Raw genomic sequence first — 19,944 nt, forward strand, 5'->3', positions numbered from 1 at the left:
AGGTGGGGATTGAGGCCGCCGCCCACCGGACAGAGGAAGGGGAAGTGACGGGCGGTCAGCACCGGCCGCCGCGTCGGCCGGCACCACGAGGGGGCGGGGACGATGGAACCGCAGGCGGTACCCGGCCAGCGCGACGGACGCCCGGAACCCAGACCGGCGATGGAACTGCTCGTCCACGGCGTCGGGGGCGCCACACCCCAGCAGATGCTCGGCGACGCCCGCGTCTGCCGCGTCACCGGCGACGCCACCGCCTCCATCCACCGACGCACCGAGGACGCCGAGGACCGCCCCTGGGACGAACGGGACCCGCTGCGCGAGGCGTACAGCTGGTCCAACCTCACCTCGGGCAACGGCGCGCGCGCCCTGTGGCTGCTCCTGCTGCCGTTCATGATCGTCAACGTCACCCACTGGATGCGCCCGGCGGTGCGCGGCCACGGCCGCACCCACCACCTCTACGACGCCCTGGTCCGGCTGATCGCCCTTTCGCTGACCGTCCTGCTGGTCAGCGGCGCGTGTGTCGTCGCGCTCGACGCCCTCGCCTGGCAGTGCGGCTCCTCCGCCACCTGCGCTGCCCGTACCTCCTGGTTCTCCTTCGCCACCGACGGCGGCTGGTGGAGCACGCCCGGCCGGCGGCTCGCCCTCGCCGCGCTGCTGCCCGCCGCGCTCACCGCGCTGCTGTGGTGGCTCTCCCACCGGACGTGGAGCACCTACGAGTCGGCCTACCCGCCGGTCCGGGTGCGCCAGAGCGCGACCGAACCGGCTCCGCTCTCCCTGCCGGGGTTCTGGTACGGCCGGCGGCTCGTCAGCCGGCTGCGCGCCGCGCACACCGCGGCCGGTCTGCTCACCGTCTGCGCCGCACTCCGGTCGGCGGCCCCGACGTACGACCACGGGCCCGAGGGCGGCGGGGCCCTCGCGGCCACCGGCCTCGCCCTCACCGTCGCCACCGTCGCCGGCGGTGCAGCCGTCCTCGTACTGGTCACCCGCTACGGGCGCAACGAGACACAGATCGAGGACCCGCCGCCGCACCGCGCCGTCACGCTGCTGCCCGCGGGCTGCGCCGCTCTGCTCGCCGCGACGGTGGTCCACACCGCCTGGGACCGGCCCGGCTGGGAGACGGCGGGAGCGCTGCCGGGCACGGTGGTCTTCCCCGTGCTCACCGTTGCACAGGGCGTGATGATCGTCGCGCTGGCCCTCGCCGCGCTGCGCCTCCACCGGCTCGCGCGTGACACCGACCGCACGGCGCTGGCCGGTCTCGGCGGGCCGGCGGTCGCCCTGCTCTCCTGCGCGCTCGCCGGTGCCCTGACCGGCGGTGCGACCCAGCGGTTCACCGACTGGCTCACCTCCGGCTCGCAGGCCCTGCACGGACCGCCCGTCATGCTGAGCTGGCAGGCCGCCGCCATACCGTCCCTGATCGCGGTCGCCGCCCTGCTCGGGGCCGTCGCCGCAGTCCGCGTCCGCCGGGACCGCCGCCGCCTCGCCCCCACCGTCCTCGCCAACTACCCCAGGGAGAGCGCGCCGCCCGACGACCACCGCAGCGGGACCATCGCCTCCGCGCTCGCCCGCGCCCGGCTGACCGACTCGGCGCCCGCCATCGTCGGCACCCTCGCCGCGGCCTCGCTGATGCTGGGGGTCGTCGCGGTCCTCGGCACCTGGGGGACCGGGCTGACCCCCAGCGAGGCTGCGGCGGACGCCCCCGCCCCGTTCGCCGCCGTCGCCTCCCTCTCCGAGTCGCTCGGCTCCTGGATGCTCAGCGTCGCCGTCCTCGTCATGATCGCCATGGGCCGCCGCGCCTACCGCGACCGGGCCGCCCGCCGCACCATCGGCATCCTCTGGGACGTCGGCACCTTCTGGCCCCGCGCGGCGCACCCCTTCGCGCCGCCCTGCTACGCCGAGCGCGCCGTGCCCGACCTCTCCTGGCGGATCGCCACCTGGGTGGACGCCACCGGCGGTCGGGTCGTCCTCTCCGGACACTCCCAGGGGAGCGTCCTGGCCGCAGCCGCGATCTGGCAGCTCGACGCCCCCACCCGCAGCCGGGTCTCCCTGCTCACCCACGGGTCACCGCTCGCGCGGCTCTACGGTCGGTGGTTCCCCAAGTACTTCGGCCCGCACGCGCTGCGGCTGCTGCGGGAGGAGGTCCCCTGCTGGCGCAACCTGTGGCGCGCCACCGACCCCATCGGCGGCCCCGTCGACGTACCCGGCCAGGACGCCGACGACCGTCCCGTCGACCACGGCCCGCTCCTGGACCCGCTGCACTACGGCCGCAACCTGCGCAGCCCGCTCCCCGAGCCGGTGCTCGGCCACGGCGACTACCCGCAGGACCCGTCGTACGACGTGGAACGCGCGCACCTCTGCCACACGCTGCGCGGGGAGAGCGACGCCGACGCCCCCGTGTCGGGCGGCCGGTCGCCCGGACCTCCGTCCGACGGCTCCCGACGGCACGGCACCGCCGACCTCACCGTGAAGAACCCGGACGCGGGACCCGGGGAGGGACCGGGCCAGGAGCCCGGCGTCGGCGAAACCCCGTACCGGCGGTGACGACGAGCGGGTCGCGGACCGTCGTGCCCTCTGGTCGCCCGCCGCCCGCCGCCCGCCGCCGCTCACCCGGCCGGAGCGGGCAGGTCCTCCGGGTACAGCACGGACAGCTCCTCCGTACTGGGATCGGCCAGTTGCGCGACGCGGCCCGCGTGCCGCTCCACCATCGACTCGAACGTCTGCCGCGCGGTCCGGCCGTTGCCGAACGCCGGGCCGCGCGGGATCGCGGCGAAGTGCTTCAGCAGCGCCTCGGTCGCCCCGGCGCCGAGGCTGTACTCCTGGTCCGACGCCTGCTGCTCGATGATGCTCAGCAGCTCCTCCGCGGAGTAGTCACCGAAGGTGATGGTGCGGGAGAAGCGCGACGCCACGCCGGGGTTGGTGTCCAGGAAGCGCGACATCTCCTCGGTGTACCCGGCCACGATCACCACCACCTCGTCCCGGTGGTCCTCCATCAGCTTCACCAGGGTGTCGATGGCCTCCCGTCCGAAGTCGCGGCCGGCGTCCGCGGGGGAGAGGGCGTACGCCTCGTCGATGAACAGCACTCCGCCCCGCGCACGGTCGAACGCCTCCTGCGTCCGCAGCGCGGTGGAGCCGATGTGCTCACCCACGAGATCGACCCGGGAGACCTCCACCAGATGACCGCGCTCCAGCACCTTCAGCGACGCGAGGATCTCGCCGTACAGCCGGGCCACCGTCGTCTTGCCCGTCCCGGGGGAGCCGGTGAAGACCAGATGGCGCCGGACCGAGGCTGCCTTGAGCCCGGCCTTCTGCCGGCGGCGCCCCACCTCGATCATGTCGATCAGCGCCCGGACCTCCTGTTTGACCCCCACCAGCCCGACCAGCGCGTCGAGTTCGGCGAGAACCTCGTCCGCCGGGCGGCTCTCGTCCACCGGCTCCGGTTCGCTCTCCCGCTGCGCGGGTACCGCGGCGCCGGCGCGACTCGCTCGTTCCACCGCCGCCGGCGCGGCGGGCGGGGCGGCGGCGGGGACCGATGCGGGCTGTGCGGGCACCACGGGCTCGGCGGGCTCGTCACCCCGGCAGTCGGTCCGCAGCGCTGCGCCCTCGGCGATCACGTAGCCGCCGCGGGCGCAGCGTTCCGCGCGACACCGCTCCAGCGAGGTCGAGCAGCCCTCCGTCACGTGGAAGCCGTAGCCGCGGCCCCCGGTGACGCGGCAGTCCACGAAGGTGCCCCGGCCGCCTGCGGACACGTACACGCCCGCCTCCGCGGGCGCGGTCACGGTGCAGCCGCGTATCTCGGGGTCGGCGTCCTTGGAGACGATGACCCCCGTGGTGACGTCGTCGATCGTGCAGTCGGCGACGGTGCCGCCGGTGCCGGTGTCACGGAACCAGACGCCGGTCGCCGCCTCCCGGACCCGGCACGCCTCCAGCCGCACCGTGGCACCGCCGCTGACCGACACCGCGGAGCCGCGGACCCGGACGATCTCGCTGTCGACGACGTCGGCCCGCGAACCGCGGTCCAGGACGAAGACGGCGTCCGGCACGTCCTCGATCCGGGTCGCCTCCAGCACGGTGGTGGCGCCGTCGCTGACCCACACCGCCGGGTAGTCGCCGGTCGAGCCGCCGATACGGCAGTGGTGGGCGTCCGCATGGGTGCCCGGGTCCCAGGCGGAGACCCCGTTGCGCCCGAACCGCAGCACCTGGGAGCGGACCAGGGTCAGGACCGAGCGGGACCGTAGATCGAGGGCGTTCTCCGGGATGTCGGTCACCTCGCTGTCCGAGAGCGAGAGCACCGCGTCGTTTTCCAGCGTCACGCCGTCGCCGGTGCTCCGCCTCACGACACAGTCCGTCAGGTGCGCCGTGGCGCGTTCCGACAGCCGGACACCGGCGCCGGTGATGCCGGTGAAGCGGCACTCCGCGGCGTCCACCGCGCTGCCCTCCCCGGAGACCGCCAGCCCGGCGCCGTCCGCGCGCTCCACCCGGCAGCCGCTCAGCCGCAGATGGGCGGGGCCGCGCACCGACACCCCGGGCCGCCCGGTGGCCAGCAGCAGGCTGTCCTCGAAGATGCCGCCCCCGCCGTCGGAGACGGCGACGCCGCCACCGGCGGCGTTGTCCACCACCAGGTCGCGGACGGTAGGTCGGGCGCCGCCCCGGACATCGACGCCGACCGACGAGGAGGTGTGGACCCGCAGGCCGGTCAACTCCGGTGTGCTCGCCTCGACCAGCACCGCGGGGGCCGTGATGTCGCGGCCCTCGACCCGCAGTCGTGAGACCGAGGCCGAGCCGCGCACCACCAGCGGTACGCCCTCCTCGGGCGCGATGCGGGCGGGCCCCTCCAGGTCCGGATCGGGTCCGCGGACCGTCACCGCCTGGTCGATCACCAGGTTCTCCCGGTAGGTGCCGGGGGAGAGGACCAGCACGTCGCCGTCGGCGGCGGCGGCCAGCGCCTCGGTGACGGTGGGGTAGACCGCGGTCCGGCGCCGCCAGCGCGAGGAACCGGTGTGTGTCACCTGGACGGAGACCTCTGCCATGGACCGTTGTGCCCCAAACTGCGCGTGCCGATAGGTGCCGTCAGCAGCCGCGCGGCAGGCGGGGGGAGCGCGCGTGCTGGAGGAACACCGTAGCGCGCGCCGACGACACCGCACGACGCGAACGGGCCACAACCGCCACCCCCGCTGTCCCCACCGCCCTCACGGATCCGTCATCGCACCCGGACCGGCCGCCTGTTCTGTTTCCCGCGCCCGATCGCGCCCGCGCTACCCGCATTCGCGTGAATTCTATCCTCGCATCGTCGCACTTTTGAGTGATTGCCCCGCTGTGAAGCGTGTCGCTACATTCGTCCAGGCATGCCCCGTGAAGCACAGTAGCGGCTTGCAGATTGGCGGTACTTTTCCTATGGCGACCTCGGTCGAACCGGCATCCGAGAACTCCGCGGCACAGCCGCAGCTGAGCCTGGCGACCGCGGCGGCGCGCAACCTCGCGACGACCACGAAGACGCCGCCGCAGATGCAGGGGATCTCCTCGCGGTGGCTGTTGAAGGTTCTTCCCTGGGTGCAGGTCTCCGGCGGCACGTTCCGCGTCAACCGCCGACTGAGCCACACGCTCGGCAACGGCCGCGTGGAGTTCGTCTCCACCGGCTCGGAGGTGCGGGTGATCCCGGCCGAGCTGGGTGAACTCCCCGCCCTGGCAGGCTTCGACGACGCCGAGGTGCTCCAGGAGCTCGCCAACTCCTGCGAGCAGCGGGACTTCGCCGCCGGTGAGGTGCTCGCCGCGGCCGGCTCCGAGGCCGACCGCGTCTACCTGATCGCCCACGGCAAGATCCGCGAGACCGCGCCGGGCGCCTACGACAACGACACCCAGGTCCGGGTCCTCGCCGACGGCGACTTCTACGGCGACCACACCCTGGGCGAGGAGCCCGTCGGCGGCTGGGACCACTCCCTCACCGCGCTGACCAGCGGAACCCTCCTGACCCTCTCCCGGGAGCGGTTCCAGGAGGTCGCCGGCCGCGCCGAGTCGCTGCGCGCCCACCTCGCCGCCCTCCGCAGCGCCGTCCCCGGTCAGCGGAACGACTCCGGGGAGGCCGCCATCGCACTGGCCTCGGGCCACCAGGGCGAACCCGCACTGCCCGGCACGTTCGTCGACTACGAGACCTCCCCGCGCGAGTACGAGTTGAGCGTCGCGCAGACGGTGCTGCGCGTGCACTCCCGGGTCGCCGACCTCTACAACGAGCCCATGGACCAGGTGGGCGAGCAGGTCCGGCTCACCGTCGAGGCGCTGCGGGAGCGTCAGGAGCACGAGATGCTCAACAACCGCGACTTCGGCCTGCTCCACAACGCCGACCTGCGGCAGCGCATCCACACGCGTGCCGGTGCCCCGACCCCGGACGATCTCGACGAACTGCTCGCCACCGTCTGGAAGGAGCCGAGCGTCCTGCTCGCGCACCCTCGCGCCATCGCCGCGTTCGGGCGGGAGTGCAGCAAGCGCGGCCTCTACCCGACGACCGTGGACCACGCGGGCCACGCCGTCCCGTCCTGGCGCGGTGTGCCGCTGCTGCCGTGCGACAAGATCCCCGTCACCGGGGCGGGCACCACCTCGGTGCTCGCGATGCGCACGGGTGAGAACCAGGGCGTCGTCGGCCTGCACCGCACCGGAATTCCCGACGAGTACCAGCCGGGCCTTTCCGTCAGGTTCATGGGGATCAGCGACAAGGCCGTCATCTCCTACCTGGTGAGTGCCTATTACTCCGCGGCTGTTCTCGTCCCCGACGCCCTCGGCATTCTCGAGGACGTCGAGACGGGTCTGTAGGCCCCCGCAGCCCGCCGACCCGACAAAGACCGAAAGGCCACTGCTCCGATGACCGTCCAACCACCCGCGCCGCCGGGCTCGGCCACCGTGCCCGCGCAGGCCGGCCCGGGGGCCGGCGCCGCCTCCGAGCCGCCGCCCCCCAGCAGCCTCCAGGTCGCCGCGGCCCGGAACCTCGCCTCCACCACCAAGACCGAACCGCAGATGCAGGGGCTCACCCCCCGCTGGCTGCTCAAGGTCCTGCCGTGGACCCAGGTCTCCGGCGGCACCTACCGGGTCAACCGCCGCCTCGCCCACACCCTGGGCACCGGCCGCGTCGAGTTCGCCGTGGACGGCGGCAGCTACCGGGTCATCCCGGCCCAGCTCACGGAGCTGCCGCCGCTGGCACAGCTCGCCGACGAGGAGGCGCTGCGCGCCCTCGCCGACGGCTGCCGCCAGCGCGAGTACGCCCCGGGCGAGACCCTCGCCGCCGACGGCTCCGCGGTGGAGGAGGTGCTGCTCCTCGCCCACGGCAAGGCCGCGCGCCTCACCGCCGGCGAGTACGGCGCCGAGACGCACCTCGGGGTGCTCGCGGACGGCGAGTTCACCGGCGAGCACGCGCTCGCCGAGGACAACGACTGGCCGCACGAGGTCCGCGCGCTGACGCACTGCACGGTGCTGGCGCTTCCGCTGTCCGTGGTCCGGACCGTCGCGGGCCGCTCCCCGGCGCTCCGCGACCGGCTCGCGGCCCACCTCCGGTACCTCGCCGCGCCGCGGAACCGCAGGGGCGAGGCGGACGTGGCCGTCGCCTCCGGCCACCACGGCGAACCGGGCCTCCCCGGCACTTACGTGGACTACGAGACCTCGCCGCGCGAGTACGAACTGAGCGTCGCGCAGACGGTGCTGCGCGTCCACACCCGGGTCGCCGACCTCTACAACGAACCGATGGACCAGGTCGCCCAGCAGGTGCGCCTGACCGTCGAGGCGCTGCGGGAGCGCCAGGAGCACGAAATGCTCAACAATCGGGAGTTCGGTCTGCTCCACAACGTCGACCCGCGGCAGCGCCTCCACGCGGGCAGTGGTCCACCGATCCCCGACGACCTCGACCGGCTCCTCGCCCGGCGTCGCAAAACCCAGTACCTGCTGGCCCATCCCCGGGCCATCGCGGCCATCGGCCGCGAGTGCAGCAGTCGCGGGCTCATGCCTCCCAGCGGTGAGCTCGACGGTCGCGCGGTTCGTACCTGGCGCGGTGTGCCGCTGCTGCCGTGCGACAAGATCCCCGTCACGCCGGCGGGCACCACCTCGGTGCTGGCGATGCGGACCGGCGAGGAGAACCAGGGCGTGGTCGGCCTGTACCAGCGGGGCATCCCCGAGGAGATCGAACCGAGCCTCAACGTGCGTTTCATGGGCATCAACGACCAGGCCGTGATGTCGTACCTGGTCAGCCTCTACTTCTCCGCGGCCGTTCTCGTTCCCGACGCTCTCGGCGTGCTGGAGGACGTGGAGGTCTGACCCTGCCCCGGTCGCTGCCGGGACGCCGCCTCAGTAGTTCGACCCCGGGTACTGGTAGGGCTGCTGCGGCGTGTACGGATCGGGGTAGGCGGCCGGCCGGGGCATCTGTCCCTGCTGGCCGCCGCTCTGGTACTGACCCTGACCGTGAGCCTGCCCCTGCTGCCCCTGCCCCTGCTGCTGCGGCTGCTGCTGGTAGGACGACGGCGCCGGCTGACGCTGGTGCTGCGCCGGGTACCCGTGCTGCTGACCGGTCTGCTGCTGGCCGTAGGCCGGCCGCGGCTGCTGGGGCGCGCCGCCGTAGGACGGCTGCTGCGGCTGGTGGGGTGCTGCCGGCGGCGTGAACGCCTGCGGGGCCGGCGTGAAGGCCTGCGGGGCGGGTGTGAACGCCTGCGGCGCGGGGGAGAAGGCCTGGGGCGCGGGAGAGAACTGCTGCCGGGACGGCGCGGGCGCGGGGTAGGAAACCGGCGCGGCGGGCCGCATCGCGTGGCCCGGGTACTGCTGGCCGCCGGAGGAGCCGGACGGCAGGGCGGGCAGCGCGGCCGGTAGGGCCGCCTGCGCCTGCATCGGCTGTGGGTGCGGCGAGGGGAAGGCGGACGGGGCGGGCAGTGCCGAGTGACCGGGTTCGTAGGCGGACGGGACCCGGATCGGGGCTATCTGCGGGGTCCCCCGCTCGGCCACCAGGCTGTCGTAGATCGGGGTGTCCTGGAAGGGTGACGAGTAGGAGCCGCCGTAGGACGAGCGCGGGGAGGTCATGTGACATAAGGTAAGCCCACGATGCACCCGATGGGGAGTGCGAGCCGATGGTCATTTCCGGTGGTCGCGCTCACCCGCTGCGGGTCGTGCGGGACATCTCCCGGTTTGCCCGAACTGCCGCCCCGTTTCAGGGAGATTGACGCCAGATCACCGACGCTTTCGGTGAGGCGGATCACCCCGTTCTGTCCGGTTGCGTCGCTTGCTTTCGGCCAACCTGGCGCAGGTTCGACCCCGCCTCCCCGGCCCGGTCGCAGTGCCGGTCGACACCACCGGGACACGGACGGTGGAGCCGTCGGCCCGGGCCGGAGGTCGCCACCGGGTCGCGGTGCCCCCGGCACGGACCCGTACCCTGAGCAGGTGAGAATCGCGCTCATCGACTCGGGTATCGGTCAGCTTCCCGCCGCCGCCGCGCTGCGGCGACTCCGCCCCGACGCCTCGCTCGTCCTCTCCGCCGACCCGGACGGCATGCCCTGGGGACCGCGCGCCCCGGACGACATCACCCGCAGAGCCCTGGCCTGTGCCCGTGCCGCCGCGGGGACCGGCCCGGACGCACTGGTCGTCGCGTGCAACACCGCCTCCGTCCACGCGTTGGAGGCCCTGCGCGCCGAGCTCGAGCCCGATATCCCGGTCGTGGGCACGGTTCCCGCGATCAAGCCGGCCGCCGCCGGGGGCGGGCCGGTCGCGGTGTGGGCCACGCCGGCCACCACCGGCAGCGGCTACCAGCGTCGCCTGATCGGCCGCTTCGCCGCGGGGGTCACCACGACCGAGGTGCCCTGCCACGGCCTGGCCGACGCCGTGGAGCAGGCCGACCCGGGGGCGGTGGCCCGAGCGGTGAAGGCGGCTGCCGCGCTGACCCCCACCGAGGTCGGCGACGTGGTCCTCGGCTGCACCCACTACGAACTCGTCGGCGAGCGGATCCGTGAGGAGCTCGCCGTCCAGGGGGGCGTCCCCGCCGTGCGCCTCCACGGCTCGGCCTCCGCCGTGGCCCACCAGGTGCTCCGGCGGTTGGGCGTCGATCCCGCCCCGGGGGCCGAGCCCGGCCCCGAACCGGTCTTCCTCGCATCCGGCCGCCCCGCGCCACCGCCGGCCGCCCTCCTCGGCTACCGGGAGGGGCGCGGCCTGGTCCGCCCCCGCCCCGTGGCCTGAGCCCCGCCGACCCCGCTGAGGAGCTCGATGACCACGCCCCGGTTCATCCTCGACCTTCGCCGCCGTATCGGGAACGACATGCTGTTCCTGCCCGGCGTGAGCGCCGTGGTGCTCGACGACGACGGCCGGGTGCTCCTCGGCCGCCGCGCCGACAACGGCCGCTGGTCACTGATCGCGGGCATCCCCGAGCCGGGTGAGCAGCCTGCCCGGACAGCGGTGCGCGAGGTGCTGGAGGAGACCGCCGTCCACTGCGTGCCCGAGGAGGTCGTGCTGGTCGAGACGCTCGACCCGGTGCGGTACCCCAACGGCGACCTCTGTCAGTACATGGACGTGACCCTGCGGTGCCGGGCGACGGGCGGCGAGGCACGGGTGAACGACGACGAGTCCCTGGAGGTCGGCTGGTTCGCCCTCGACGCGCTGCCGCCCGGGCTGCCCGACCACGCACTGCGCCGCATCACCCTGGCGACCGCCGGGGGTCCGGCGTGGTTCCGGCCGCACGGCGAGAACGACGAGGCCGACCCGGTCGGCGACCCGGGCGGCACCGCGGGTTCGGACGCCCCCGTCGACGCCTGAGCCCGTCGCCTCCGGCGCGGCCGGAGAGCCGCGCGGACTCCGCCAGGCGGCTGCGCGCGCTCCCGCTACAGCTTGCGGTACTCGTAGGCGTCCTCGGCGGCCCGCACCACGTCCGCCAGCGGAGCACCGGCGCCCGCCGTCACCACAGCCGCCACCGCGCCCTCCAGGAACGGCGCGTCCACGAGCCGCGCGCCGGGCGGGAGCGTGCCGACCCCCGCCTGGCCGGGGCGGGGGCTCTCCGCCTCGTCGCCGTCCGCGTCGTCCTCGTCCGCGATCAGCGCCCGAACCGTCAGTACGGCACTGCCGAGGTCCGCGACCACCACGACCCCGGCGCCCCGGTCGACCCGCCGCGCGGCGTCGACGATCAGCTCGGAGCTGGTGCCGATCCCGCCGTCGCCCGCTCCGCCGGCCGCCGCCACCAGCCGGCCGCCGGTGCCGCCGCTGAGCGCGACCGCCAGCCGCGACACCGCGTCCGCGACATCGCGACTGTGCGAGACGAGGACCACCCCGACCGCGCCGCTCCCCGCCGCATCACTCATCGGCCGCCTCCCAGCTCCGCTCCAGCGCCGCCACCAGCAACAGCGAGGAGGCCGCGCCGGGGTCCTCGTGACCGATGCTGCGCTCCCCGAGGTAGCTCGCCCGGCCGCGCCGCGCCCGCATCGGAACCGTGCCGACCGCACCCTCCGCCGCGGCCCGGCGGGCGGCCGTGAAGGACTCCGGCAGCGCACGGACCGCCGGCAGCAGGGCGTCCAGCATCGTCTTGTCGCCCTCCGCGGCGCCGCCGAGGGCGGCGACGGCCTCGACGCCCGTGGACATGGCGCGCGCCAGCTCCTCCCGCGACACCGTCGCCGCGTCGCCCAGCTCCCTGCCCGTGCGGCGGAGCAGTGTCCCGTACAGCGGTCCGGACGCCCCGCCGACCTTGGAGACCAGGGTGCGGCCCGCCAGTCCGAGAGCCGCGCCTGGCGAGGGCGGCGGCTTGTCCGTCAGCGCGGCCGTCACCGCGGTGAATCCCCGCCGCAGGTTGCTGCCGTGGTCGGCGTCCCCGATGGCGGAGTCCAACTCCGTCAGCCGGTCCGCCTCCCGGTCCACCGCCGACGCGGTCTCCGTCAACCACCGCACGAAGAAACCGGTGTCCAGTTCCGCCACTCGTCTGCTCCCGTCCTCCACTGCCGTCCTGCCCTGCCTGTTCCGGGTACCGTCCCGCCCGTCGGTCCTCGGTCCTGTCCGGTGGATCCCGCCCGGCCCGCGACGCCCGGCACACCGTCCCGCCGGGTCGGAGCATCGCGCGAGTACGACGGGTGCGAGCTGCGACGCTCCGCCGTGCGATCCCCCGCACCGGACACCGCGGGCCTCACCGGCGCTGTTCATCGGACAGGGCCTAGCATCCCCAGCGGAGCGCCGCCGTGCTCACCGGCGCGTCCCAGAGCCGCAGCAGCTCCTCGTCCACCTCGCACAGCGTCACCGAGCAGCCGGCCATGTCCAACGACGTCACGTAGTTCCCGACGAGCGTACGGGCCACCACCACCCCGCGCGCGGCGAGCACGCGCCGCACCTCGGCGTTGAATCCGTACAGTTCCAGCAGCGGAGTGCTGCCCATGCCGTTGACCAGGGCCAGGAACGGGTGCTCGGTCGCGGAGTCGCCGAGGTCCTCCAGCAGTGCGTCCACGGTCACCTCCGCGATCTCGGCGGAGGTCATCATGGCCCGGCGCTCCCGGCCCGGCTCGCCGTGGATCCCGATCCCGAGCTCCAGCTCACCGGCGGGCAGGTCGAAGGTCGGGCCGCCCTTCGCCGGCGTCGAGCAGGGGCTCAGCGCGACCCCGTAGCTGCGGCAGGCACCGGCGACCCGGCGGGCCAGCGCCTCCACCGTTTCCAGGGGCGCGCCCTCCTCGGCGGCGGCTCCCGCGAGCTTCTCGACGAACAGGGTGCCGCCCGTGCCCCTGCGCCCCGCGGTGAAGAGGCTGTCGGTCACCGCGACGTCGTCCTCGACCAGCACGCGGGCCGCCCGTACCCCCTCGTCCTCCGCGAGCTCCATCGCCATGTCGAAGTTGAGGACGTCCCCGGTGTAGTTCTTGACGACGAACAGCACCCCGGAGCCGCTGTCGGTGGCCGCCGCCGCCCGCAGCGCCTGGTCGGGCACCGGCGAGGTGAAGACCTCCCCCGGGCAGGCGCCGTCCAGCATGCCGCGCCCCACGAACCCGGCGTGCAGCGGCTCGTGCCCGGACCCGCCACCGGACACCAGCGACACCTTGCCGGCGACGGGTGCGTCCCTACGGATCACCACGCGGTTCTCGACGTCCACCACCAGCTCCGGGTGGGCCGCCGCCATACCGCGCAGCGCGTCCTCCACGACCCGTTCCGGTGCGTTGATCAGCATCTTCATCGGTACCTCCCGGAGTGACTCAAAGCGTAGCTCCGGAGCGGGGCCCGCGCAGGCCGCCGACGGGCCTCCCCGCCGCTCCTCGACGCCGGTGCGGGCGACCGGCGGCGCGCGCCCGCCCACGGGGCCGGACCCTCCCCCCGACCGCGGGCCCCGACACCCGCTCCGGGCACCGGAGCCGGGGCACCGACGGGGCGGCCCCCGCCCAGGGTGTGATCGCGGCGGGGGAGAGCGGAGGGCCGGTGACCGTGGCCCTCCAACGGGATCGCGGCCCGCCCCGGACCGAGTGGGAGCGGGGGAGGTCGCCGTCCGGCTGCTGCCCGAGGTCTGCTCGACCGCCGGGCGGCGCATCCGGCCCCGGCGGTCAGGAGCGGTCGGCAGCGTCCACCGTCCCCGCACCGTCACCGAGGTCGTCGACGAAGGAAGCGACCCAGGCCAGCGGGGCGTTCCAGTTGATGGTGATCTCGTTGGTGGCGTAGGACTCGATGTGGTCGATGTAGCACATCGCGGGCGCGCACCCCTCCAGCAGGTCCGCGGCGATCGGGTCCTGCAGCTCCTCGTTGGGGCCGCCCGCGACGGAGCCGGGCGCCGGGTGGGGCAGGGCGGGGTTCAGCTGCCGTGCCCAGTGGCGGTGGTGCTGGTTGCGCGAGTCCCGTTCCCCGTAGCCGGTGATGTAGGACTGGTTGAGCGGGTTGCGGCCCAGCAGGTAGTCGAGCCCGTGCAGCACCGCAGCGCCGTAGCGGGCCTCCCCGGTCAGGTCGTGGGCGACGCCGAGGACGACCATGTTGTTCAGCACCTGCGAGTTGGAACCCCAGACGTAGTTCTGGGAGAAGGGCACGCCGTACGCCTCGGAGGCGGCGTCGGCCGCGTAGCCGTCGGCCGCCGCCAGCAGCGTCGCGGTGATCCCGTCCCGCTCCTCGGTGGTGAGCGCGGTGTCGACGGTGGCCAGGGTGATCGCGCCGAGCCCGGCGGTGGCCGCCCAGGCGAGTCCGCCGCGGGGGAAGACGGCGTCGGTGTCGCCGTGCAGCGGGGAGTCCCGGAGGTCCTTGAGATACCGTTCCTCGCCGGTGGTCGCGAAGAGTTCGGCGGCGGCCCAGTAGAACTCGTCCGTCACGTCGTCGTCACTGTAGGCGCCGCCGCCCTGCGCGTCGTTCGGGTCCGCGTAGTGGTCGGGGTGGCGCAGCGCGGCCTCGTACGCGGTGACCGCGCTCGCCAGCGCCTCGGCTGCGAAAGCGGGGTCGTACGGCTCGAAGAGCCGGGCGGCCTGTGCCCCCGCGGCGGCGAGATTGAGAGTCGCGGCGGTGGACGGCGCGTGCAGCTGCCGGAGTTCGGCGTCCCGGTGCGGGAGCAGCGGCAGCCCGGTCCAGTTGGCGTCGTGCAGCTTGTGGTGGGCCATCCCGGCCAGCTCCTCGCCCTCCGGGACCTGCATGGCGAGGAGGAAGTCGAGCTGCCAGCGGGCCTCATCCAGGATGTCCGGCACGCCGTTGCCGTGCTCGGGCACCCGGAGCGAGCCGTCGCCCAGCGCCTCGCCGTCGGCGGCGTCCGCCCACAGGGTGCGCTCGTACACCGACATCACCTGGGCCACCGAGATGCCGCCGTTGACGACGTACTTGCCGTGGTCGCCCGCGTCGTACCAGCCGCCCGGCGCGTCGAGCCGGTAGTCGCAGACACCCGGTCGGCACGGGACGTCGAAGTCGCCGCGGTTGGGCGCGACGTTGAGGTGACCGGCGGGCCGGGCGTACTCCTCGCCGACGAGCTCCGCGTCGATCTCGATGCCGCTGCGGTTGTGGTAGTAGTACGCCAGCGCGTCGGTCCGCAGTCCGGAGTAGAGCGTGTGACCGATGGCGAACGGTTCGCTGGTCTCCCCGTCGACGGTGACCGTCCAGCCCTCGCCCTCCTGCTGGACGGCGTCGAAGGCGAACCGGTGGACGTGCTGCCCCGACGTCGGGTCGGTGCCGAACGGTTCGGTCTCCCCGGTGGCGGCCTGGGTGCCCTCGGCGTCGCGCAGCACCCAGGGCAGTGCCTCGGGGGCGTCGGTGACGACGGTGCCGCTCTTGGGGCCGTGGGTCAGGTAGCCCACCTGGTTGACGCGGACCGGGGAGCCGGTGTCCGGCTCGTAGACCGGCGGCACGGCTCCGCCGCGCAGTGACACCTCTTCGAGGCAGAACGTGAACGGCTGGGCCGCTCCGCCGAGTTCGACGGAGAACTGGGCGGCCTCGTAGTTGGCGCCGGCGGTGAAGACGTGCTCGAAGGAGACCGGCTCTCCCGCGACGGCGTCGATGGTCGCGAGTTCCTTGGTGTAGGGCTCCTCGGCCAGCATCACGTTGGCCCGGGAGACCGTCGGGGCACTCGAACTCGCCGTGTAGCGGAGCGCGTAGCTCTCACCCTCCTCCAGCGCGATGCCTCCCTGCCCGACGATGGCGTCCCACGGGTTGACGGTCCCGCCCGGGACATCGATGCACAACCGGCCCTCGGAGACGGCGCCTTCGGTGTTCGGGGTCCACCACCACGCCTCGGTTCCGGCGGCGAAGTCGCCGTTGACGATCAGCTCGGGCCCCTCCTCCTCACCGGCCGAGGGGCCGGCCTCCGCGCCGATGGCGGGCACCGACAGCACTCCGGCGGCCAGGGCGGCGGCGGTGGCCACGCCGAGCACCGCCCGGGTCCGGCGGGGCGAACGGTTCGGGCGGGGCCCGGTCGGGGGCGGTGGCGAGGCGTTCGACGTGCGGCTGTGACGGTTCACGGCTCGTTCCTTCCAGCGGTGGGGGACCGGTGGCACCGGCGAGGTGGGGGCCGGCGACCGGGACTGCGCGAGGATCCGACGACGAGTGTGGGAGCGCTCCCAGTGAGCGTGGGACCACTCCGGCAAGCCGTCAAGACAGTCGACGGCGGAAAAGTCCGGAAGGGCTTCCGGGCGCTGGTCGGGCTGATCCCGAACCGCTGCCGTCCACGACTGCCGGGCCGGGGGCCGGCCAGACCGGCCGTCCTCAGCCGAGCCGGGCCGTCCCCGCGCCCGTCGGAGCCGCCATGCCACGACACCGCTCGCGCACAGGTCCCTGGACGCCACCCTTGAGGATCCGGGAGGTCCACCTCTCCTGCACCGACCGGCCGGCGCGGTCGCCCTCGCGCGCCACCACCCGGACGACGGCACGGCACCGCCGCGGTGCTGACCAGCCGGCAGCACCCCGACCGCACCCTACGGAACGGTGGAGAGGTCGCCTTCGGCCGCAGGGATCGTCACCCGACCCGTCCGGTCGACTGCGCCGGGTCGCCCACGAGGCGGCCTCGGCTGAACACCGAGGCCAGGCGGCGGCCGTGCGTGCAGCCTGCCGCCGCGCCTCGGCGACGCCGACCGGCCGTCGGCTCAGCCGGCCGACGCCCGTGCAGTAGGGGCCTCGGCCGTGCTGCCGGACGGGCCCGCCCGCCGCCCGCGAGGTCGGCCGCGTGGCGGAGGCACCGGAACCGGCCCGTCGCGTCGTCCGACCGGGGCCCCGACGCCCGCTCCGGGTACCGGTGCCGCGCACCCGGGGGCGGGGCACCGGCGGCCGGCGGCCCGGGCCCAGGCCCTGTCTGGTGAATCCCGCCTGGGCCGCGACGCCTGGCACGGCATCTCGCCACGTCGGAGCCTCGCGCGAGTACAACGGGTACGAGCTGCGACGCTCCGCCGTGCGATCACCGCAACCGGACACCGCGGGCCGTGCAGGCGCCACTTACCAGACGGGTCACTAGGGTGTGATCGCGGCGGGGGAGAGCGGAGAGCCGGTGACCGGGGAGGGACCGATGGGCCAGGTACGGCACACGACGGGCGGTGAGGTTCCCAGGCTGCGACTCGACGAGCTGCTGCTGGAGCTGGAGTCGCGGATCGAGGCGGTGCGCGGCACCCGGGACCGGGTGCACGACCTGCTGGAGGCGGTCCTCTCGGTCGGCAGGGAACTCGACCTGCCCCAGGTGCTGCGACGCATCGTGGAGGCGGCCGTCGCGCTCGTGGACGCCGAATACGGCGCCCTGGGCGTCATCGGTGAGGATGAACGCCTCGCGCAATTCCTGCACGTGGGTGTGAGCACCGAGCAGAGCGCGGAGATAGGGGCTCTCCCCAGCGGTGACGGCATCCTCGGCGAGCTCATCCGCAACCCGTCGCCGCTGCGGATCGCGAACCTGACCGACCATCCCGCGTCCTCGGGTTTCCCGCCCGGCCACCCGCCGATGCGCTCCTTCCTCGGCGTCCCCATCCGTGTCGGAGACACCGTCTTCGGCAACCTCTACCTCACCGAGAAGCGCAACGCCGCCGCTTTCGACACCGAGGACGAGACGGTCCTCGCGACGCTGGCGATGGCGGCCGGCGTCGCGATCGAGAAGGCACGGCTCTACGACGAGGCGCAGCGGCGCGAGCGGTGGCTGGCGGCGAGCGCCGAGGTCACCAGCAGTCTGCTCTCCGGAGCCCCCCACGCGCGGGTACTGGAACTGGTGCTGGAACGCGCGCGCACCCTGGCCGACGCCACGCTGGGGCTGCTGGTGGTGCCCGGCGGCGGCGCCGCGCAGGGCGCCCCCGCCGGTGCGGCGGGCGAGGGCCGTGCCCGGCGCACCGGCTCCGCGGAACCGCCGCCCGCCGCGGAACTGCGGACGGCGTGCGCCAGCGGCGCGGGCTCCGAGGCGTTCGCGCAGGTGCGGTTCGACGACGACGGCCTGGTGGCCGCCGCACTGCGCGCCGACACCGCCGTCACCAGCGCCGATCCGGCGCACGACCCCCGCCCGGGGGGCGGCACCGACTCCTGGTCCGGGACGGGGCCCGCCGTGGCCGTGCCGATGGGCGCGGGGGACGGGGTGCGCGGGGTCCTGCTGCTGGCCCGTGCCGTGGGGCGCGCACCGTTCACCGCCGCGGAGACCGGGCCGTTGCGCGGCTTCGCGGGGCAGGCGGCGCTGGCGATGGAACTCGCCGACCGGCGCAGGGACGCCGAGCAACTGGCGCTCTTCGCCGACCGCGACCGGATCGCCCGCGACCTCCACGACCTCGCCATCCAGCGGTTGTTCGCCACGGGCATGACGCTGCAGAGCGCCCAGCGGTTCGTGGAGCACCCCGGGGCGGCGGAGCGCCTGGAGCGGGCTGTCGACGACCTGGACGACACGATCAAGATCATCCGTTCGACCATATTCGGCCTCCGCACCCGACCCGGCGAGCGCGGGGCGACCCTGCGGGGCCGGGTCACCGACGCGACCGAGGCGGCGGTCGCCACCCTCGGGTTCCGGCCGGCGCTGGTGACCGAGGGACCGGTGGACACCGCGGTGCAGCCTCCGGTGGCCGACGCGGTCACGGCGGTACTGGTGGAGGCGTTGAGCAATGTCGCGCGCCACGCCGGGGCCTCCGCCGCCGAGGTCCGGCTCACCGTCGCGGGGGACCGGCTGACCCTCGTCGTGGCCGACGACGGCGTCGGCATGCCGCGCCGTGGCCGGCGCAGCGGCCTGCGCAACCTGGAGGACCGGGCCCACGCCTTCGACGGCACGCTCACCGTGGGGCCCGGGGAGGAGGGAGGGACGGTCGTGACCTGGGTCGTGCCGCTCACCGACGGTCCGCTGGGCGAGGAGGGGACCGGCGGTATCCGCTGACCTCCGCGCCGGGCCACGGCGGGCGGGTCGTCGCGGCCTCCCTGCCGGGGCCGTCCACCGACCCGCCGGGGCCGTCCGCCGGGCCGGCCGGTGTCGGCACACAGCGGGACGGGCGGGACGGCCGGGGTGCGGTGCACGCCCCCGACCGTCCGGCCCGCCCCACCGTCCGGTCCGGTGGTCAGTCCTCCGCCGACTGCCGCGGCGCCGGAACCGAGCCCTCCGCGGCCGTCGGCCAGGGCGGTTCGGAGCGGGAGTCGTCGAGCCGGTAGGTGAGGCGGTCGACGACCCCCACCACCCCGTCCACCCGTGCGGTCACCCGCACCGCGATCTCCTTCTCGCTCAGCCGATCCGTGGCGCCCTCCAGGGTCACCACCCCGTCCCGCACCGTCACGCGCACCGACTCCGGCGCCAACCAGAGGGTGTCGACCACCACGTCCCGGGTCACGGCGCGGCGTATCTCCTCGTCGGGCCGGTGGAAGACCCGCAGCAGGTCACGACGGGTCACGATGCCCACGAGCCGGTCCTCCTCGTCCACGACGGGGAGTCGGCCGAGCCGCCGACGCGCCATCAGCCGCGCCGCCTCCACCACTCGCGCCTGCGCGCGCACCGTCTCCGGCGGGGTCGCCATCAGCTCGCCCGCCGTGCCCCGCGTCGCCGCCGTGCCCGGCAGCCCCACCGCGCCGGGGAAGACCTGCCCCGGCGCGGGCTGCGCGGCGCCGGACGCGCGGGGGACGCGGCGCGCGAGGTCGCCCCGGGAGACCACGCCGAGCACCCGGTCCTCGTCGTCGATCACCGGTAGCCCGCCGACGCGGTGCACGCACAGCAGCCGTGAGAGCTCTCCGTAGGGGGTCCCGCGAACCGCGGTGACGACGTCGGTCGCCATCACATGGCCGACCTTGGTGTGCCTCATGAGGTCTCCTCCGTGCGGAGCACATCCGGTGGACCGGCCGCCCCTCGCGCCCGGCGTCGGGCACCACGGCGCGGCATGCGGGAGCGTGACCGGGCCGTGCGGGCCGTCAGCGCCCGGGAACCCCGGCGGTGGGGACGCGGCACGGCGTCTCGCTGTCCACCCACCGCCCCGGCCTGCGACCGCCGCACCGGACGGGGCGTTCGGTGGGCGGCGCCCGCCGTCTCGGAACGGGTCCCCGGGCACCGGACCAGCATCGCGCCGCCGCACCCCACGGGGCCCCGGGCCGGTCGGACCCGTTCCGGGG

General features: G+C 74.7%; 12 protein-coding genes and 1 pseudogene. 6 read left to right on the forward strand and 7 right to left on the reverse strand.

Features of this window, described 5'->3' with window-relative positions; genetic code table 11:
* Positions 1-102 precede the first annotated feature (102 nt).
* Positions 103-2,535, forward strand: a complete 2,433-nt coding sequence (locus HCJ92_RS03820) for a hypothetical protein (protein WP_167931958.1) — start codon at positions 103-105, stop codon at positions 2,533-2,535.
* A 62-nt stretch (positions 2,536-2,597) separates the two neighbouring features.
* Here HCJ92_RS03820 and HCJ92_RS03825 read toward each other — a convergent pair whose 3' ends face one another.
* Positions 2,598-5,021, reverse strand: a complete 2,424-nt coding sequence (locus tag HCJ92_RS03825) for a right-handed parallel beta-helix repeat-containing protein (protein ID WP_167931959.1) — start codon at positions 5,019-5,021, stop codon at positions 2,598-2,600.
* 364 nt (positions 5,022-5,385) lie between these two features.
* Here HCJ92_RS03825 and HCJ92_RS03830 point away from each other — a divergent pair, with 364 nt between their 5' ends.
* Entirely contained in the window at positions 5,386-6,795 is a 1,410-nt protein-coding gene (locus tag HCJ92_RS03830; protein ID WP_167931960.1) for a family 2B encapsulin nanocompartment shell protein, read from the forward strand.
* A gap of 48 nt (positions 6,796-6,843) precedes the next feature.
* Positions 6,844-8,283 (forward strand): family 2B encapsulin nanocompartment shell protein, encoded by a 1,440-nt coding sequence (locus tag HCJ92_RS03835; RefSeq protein ID WP_167931961.1) that lies wholly within the window; start codon positions 6,844-6,846, stop codon positions 8,281-8,283.
* A 174-nt stretch (positions 8,284-8,457) separates the two neighbouring features.
* Here HCJ92_RS03835 and HCJ92_RS25755 read toward each other — a convergent pair.
* Positions 8,458-9,036, reverse strand: a pseudogene (locus HCJ92_RS25755) (DUF6643 family protein); the annotation flags it as partial.
* Positions 9,037-9,393: 357 nt separating this feature from the next.
* Between HCJ92_RS25755 and HCJ92_RS03845 the strand changes: the two are divergent.
* Both HCJ92_RS03845 and HCJ92_RS03850 read left to right on the forward strand, forming a co-directional pair.
* Positions 9,394-10,182: a glutamate racemase gene (locus tag HCJ92_RS03845; RefSeq protein WP_338054006.1), complete on the forward strand. Its 789-nt coding sequence runs from the start codon at positions 9,394-9,396 to the stop codon at positions 10,180-10,182.
* A 27-nt stretch (positions 10,183-10,209) separates the two neighbouring features.
* On the forward strand, positions 10,210-10,755 hold the full coding sequence (locus HCJ92_RS03850; RefSeq protein WP_167931964.1) for an NUDIX hydrolase: 546 nt from the start codon (positions 10,210-10,212) through the stop codon (positions 10,753-10,755).
* Positions 10,756-10,820: 65 nt separating this feature from the next.
* Here HCJ92_RS03850 and HCJ92_RS03855 read toward each other — a convergent pair whose 3' ends face one another.
* The 4 genes from HCJ92_RS03855 to HCJ92_RS03870 all read right to left on the reverse strand — a co-directional run bounded on the left by HCJ92_RS03855 (position 10,821) and on the right by HCJ92_RS03870 (position 15,776).
* Complete coding sequence (locus HCJ92_RS03855; RefSeq protein WP_167931965.1) at positions 10,821-11,294, reverse strand: PTS sugar transporter subunit IIA domain-containing protein; 474 nt, start codon at positions 11,292-11,294, stop codon at positions 10,821-10,823.
* Entirely contained in the window at positions 11,287-11,901 is a 615-nt protein-coding gene (gene dhaL, locus HCJ92_RS03860) for a dihydroxyacetone kinase subunit DhaL (protein WP_338054007.1), read from the reverse strand. The genes HCJ92_RS03855 and dhaL overlap by 8 nt, the downstream gene beginning before the upstream one ends.
* A 232-nt stretch (positions 11,902-12,133) precedes the next feature.
* Positions 12,134-13,135, reverse strand: a complete 1,002-nt coding sequence (dhaK, locus tag HCJ92_RS03865) for a dihydroxyacetone kinase subunit DhaK (RefSeq protein ID WP_167931967.1) — start codon at positions 13,133-13,135, stop codon at positions 12,134-12,136.
* Positions 13,136-13,496: 361 nt separating this feature from the next.
* Complete coding sequence (locus HCJ92_RS03870; RefSeq protein WP_167931968.1) at positions 13,497-15,776, reverse strand: glycoside hydrolase family 9 protein; 2,280 nt, start codon at positions 15,774-15,776, stop codon at positions 13,497-13,499.
* A gap of 1,133 nt (positions 15,777-16,909) precedes the next feature.
* Between HCJ92_RS03870 and HCJ92_RS03875 the strand changes: the two genes are divergently transcribed.
* Positions 16,910-18,730, forward strand: a complete 1,821-nt coding sequence (locus HCJ92_RS03875; RefSeq protein WP_167931969.1) for a sensor histidine kinase — start codon at positions 16,910-16,912, stop codon at positions 18,728-18,730.
* A 178-nt stretch (positions 18,731-18,908) separates the two neighbouring features.
* Here the strand turns inward: HCJ92_RS03875 and HCJ92_RS03880 are convergent, their stop codons facing one another.
* Positions 18,909-19,640: a CBS domain-containing protein gene (locus tag HCJ92_RS03880; protein WP_167931970.1), complete on the reverse strand. Its 732-nt coding sequence runs from the start codon at positions 19,638-19,640 to the stop codon at positions 18,909-18,911.
* Positions 19,641-19,944: the final 304 nt, after the last annotated feature.

The sequence above is a fragment of the Streptomyces spiramenti genome (assembly GCF_012034385.1).
Lineage (GTDB): Bacteria > Actinomycetota > Actinomycetes > Streptomycetales > Streptomycetaceae > Streptomyces > Streptomyces spiramenti.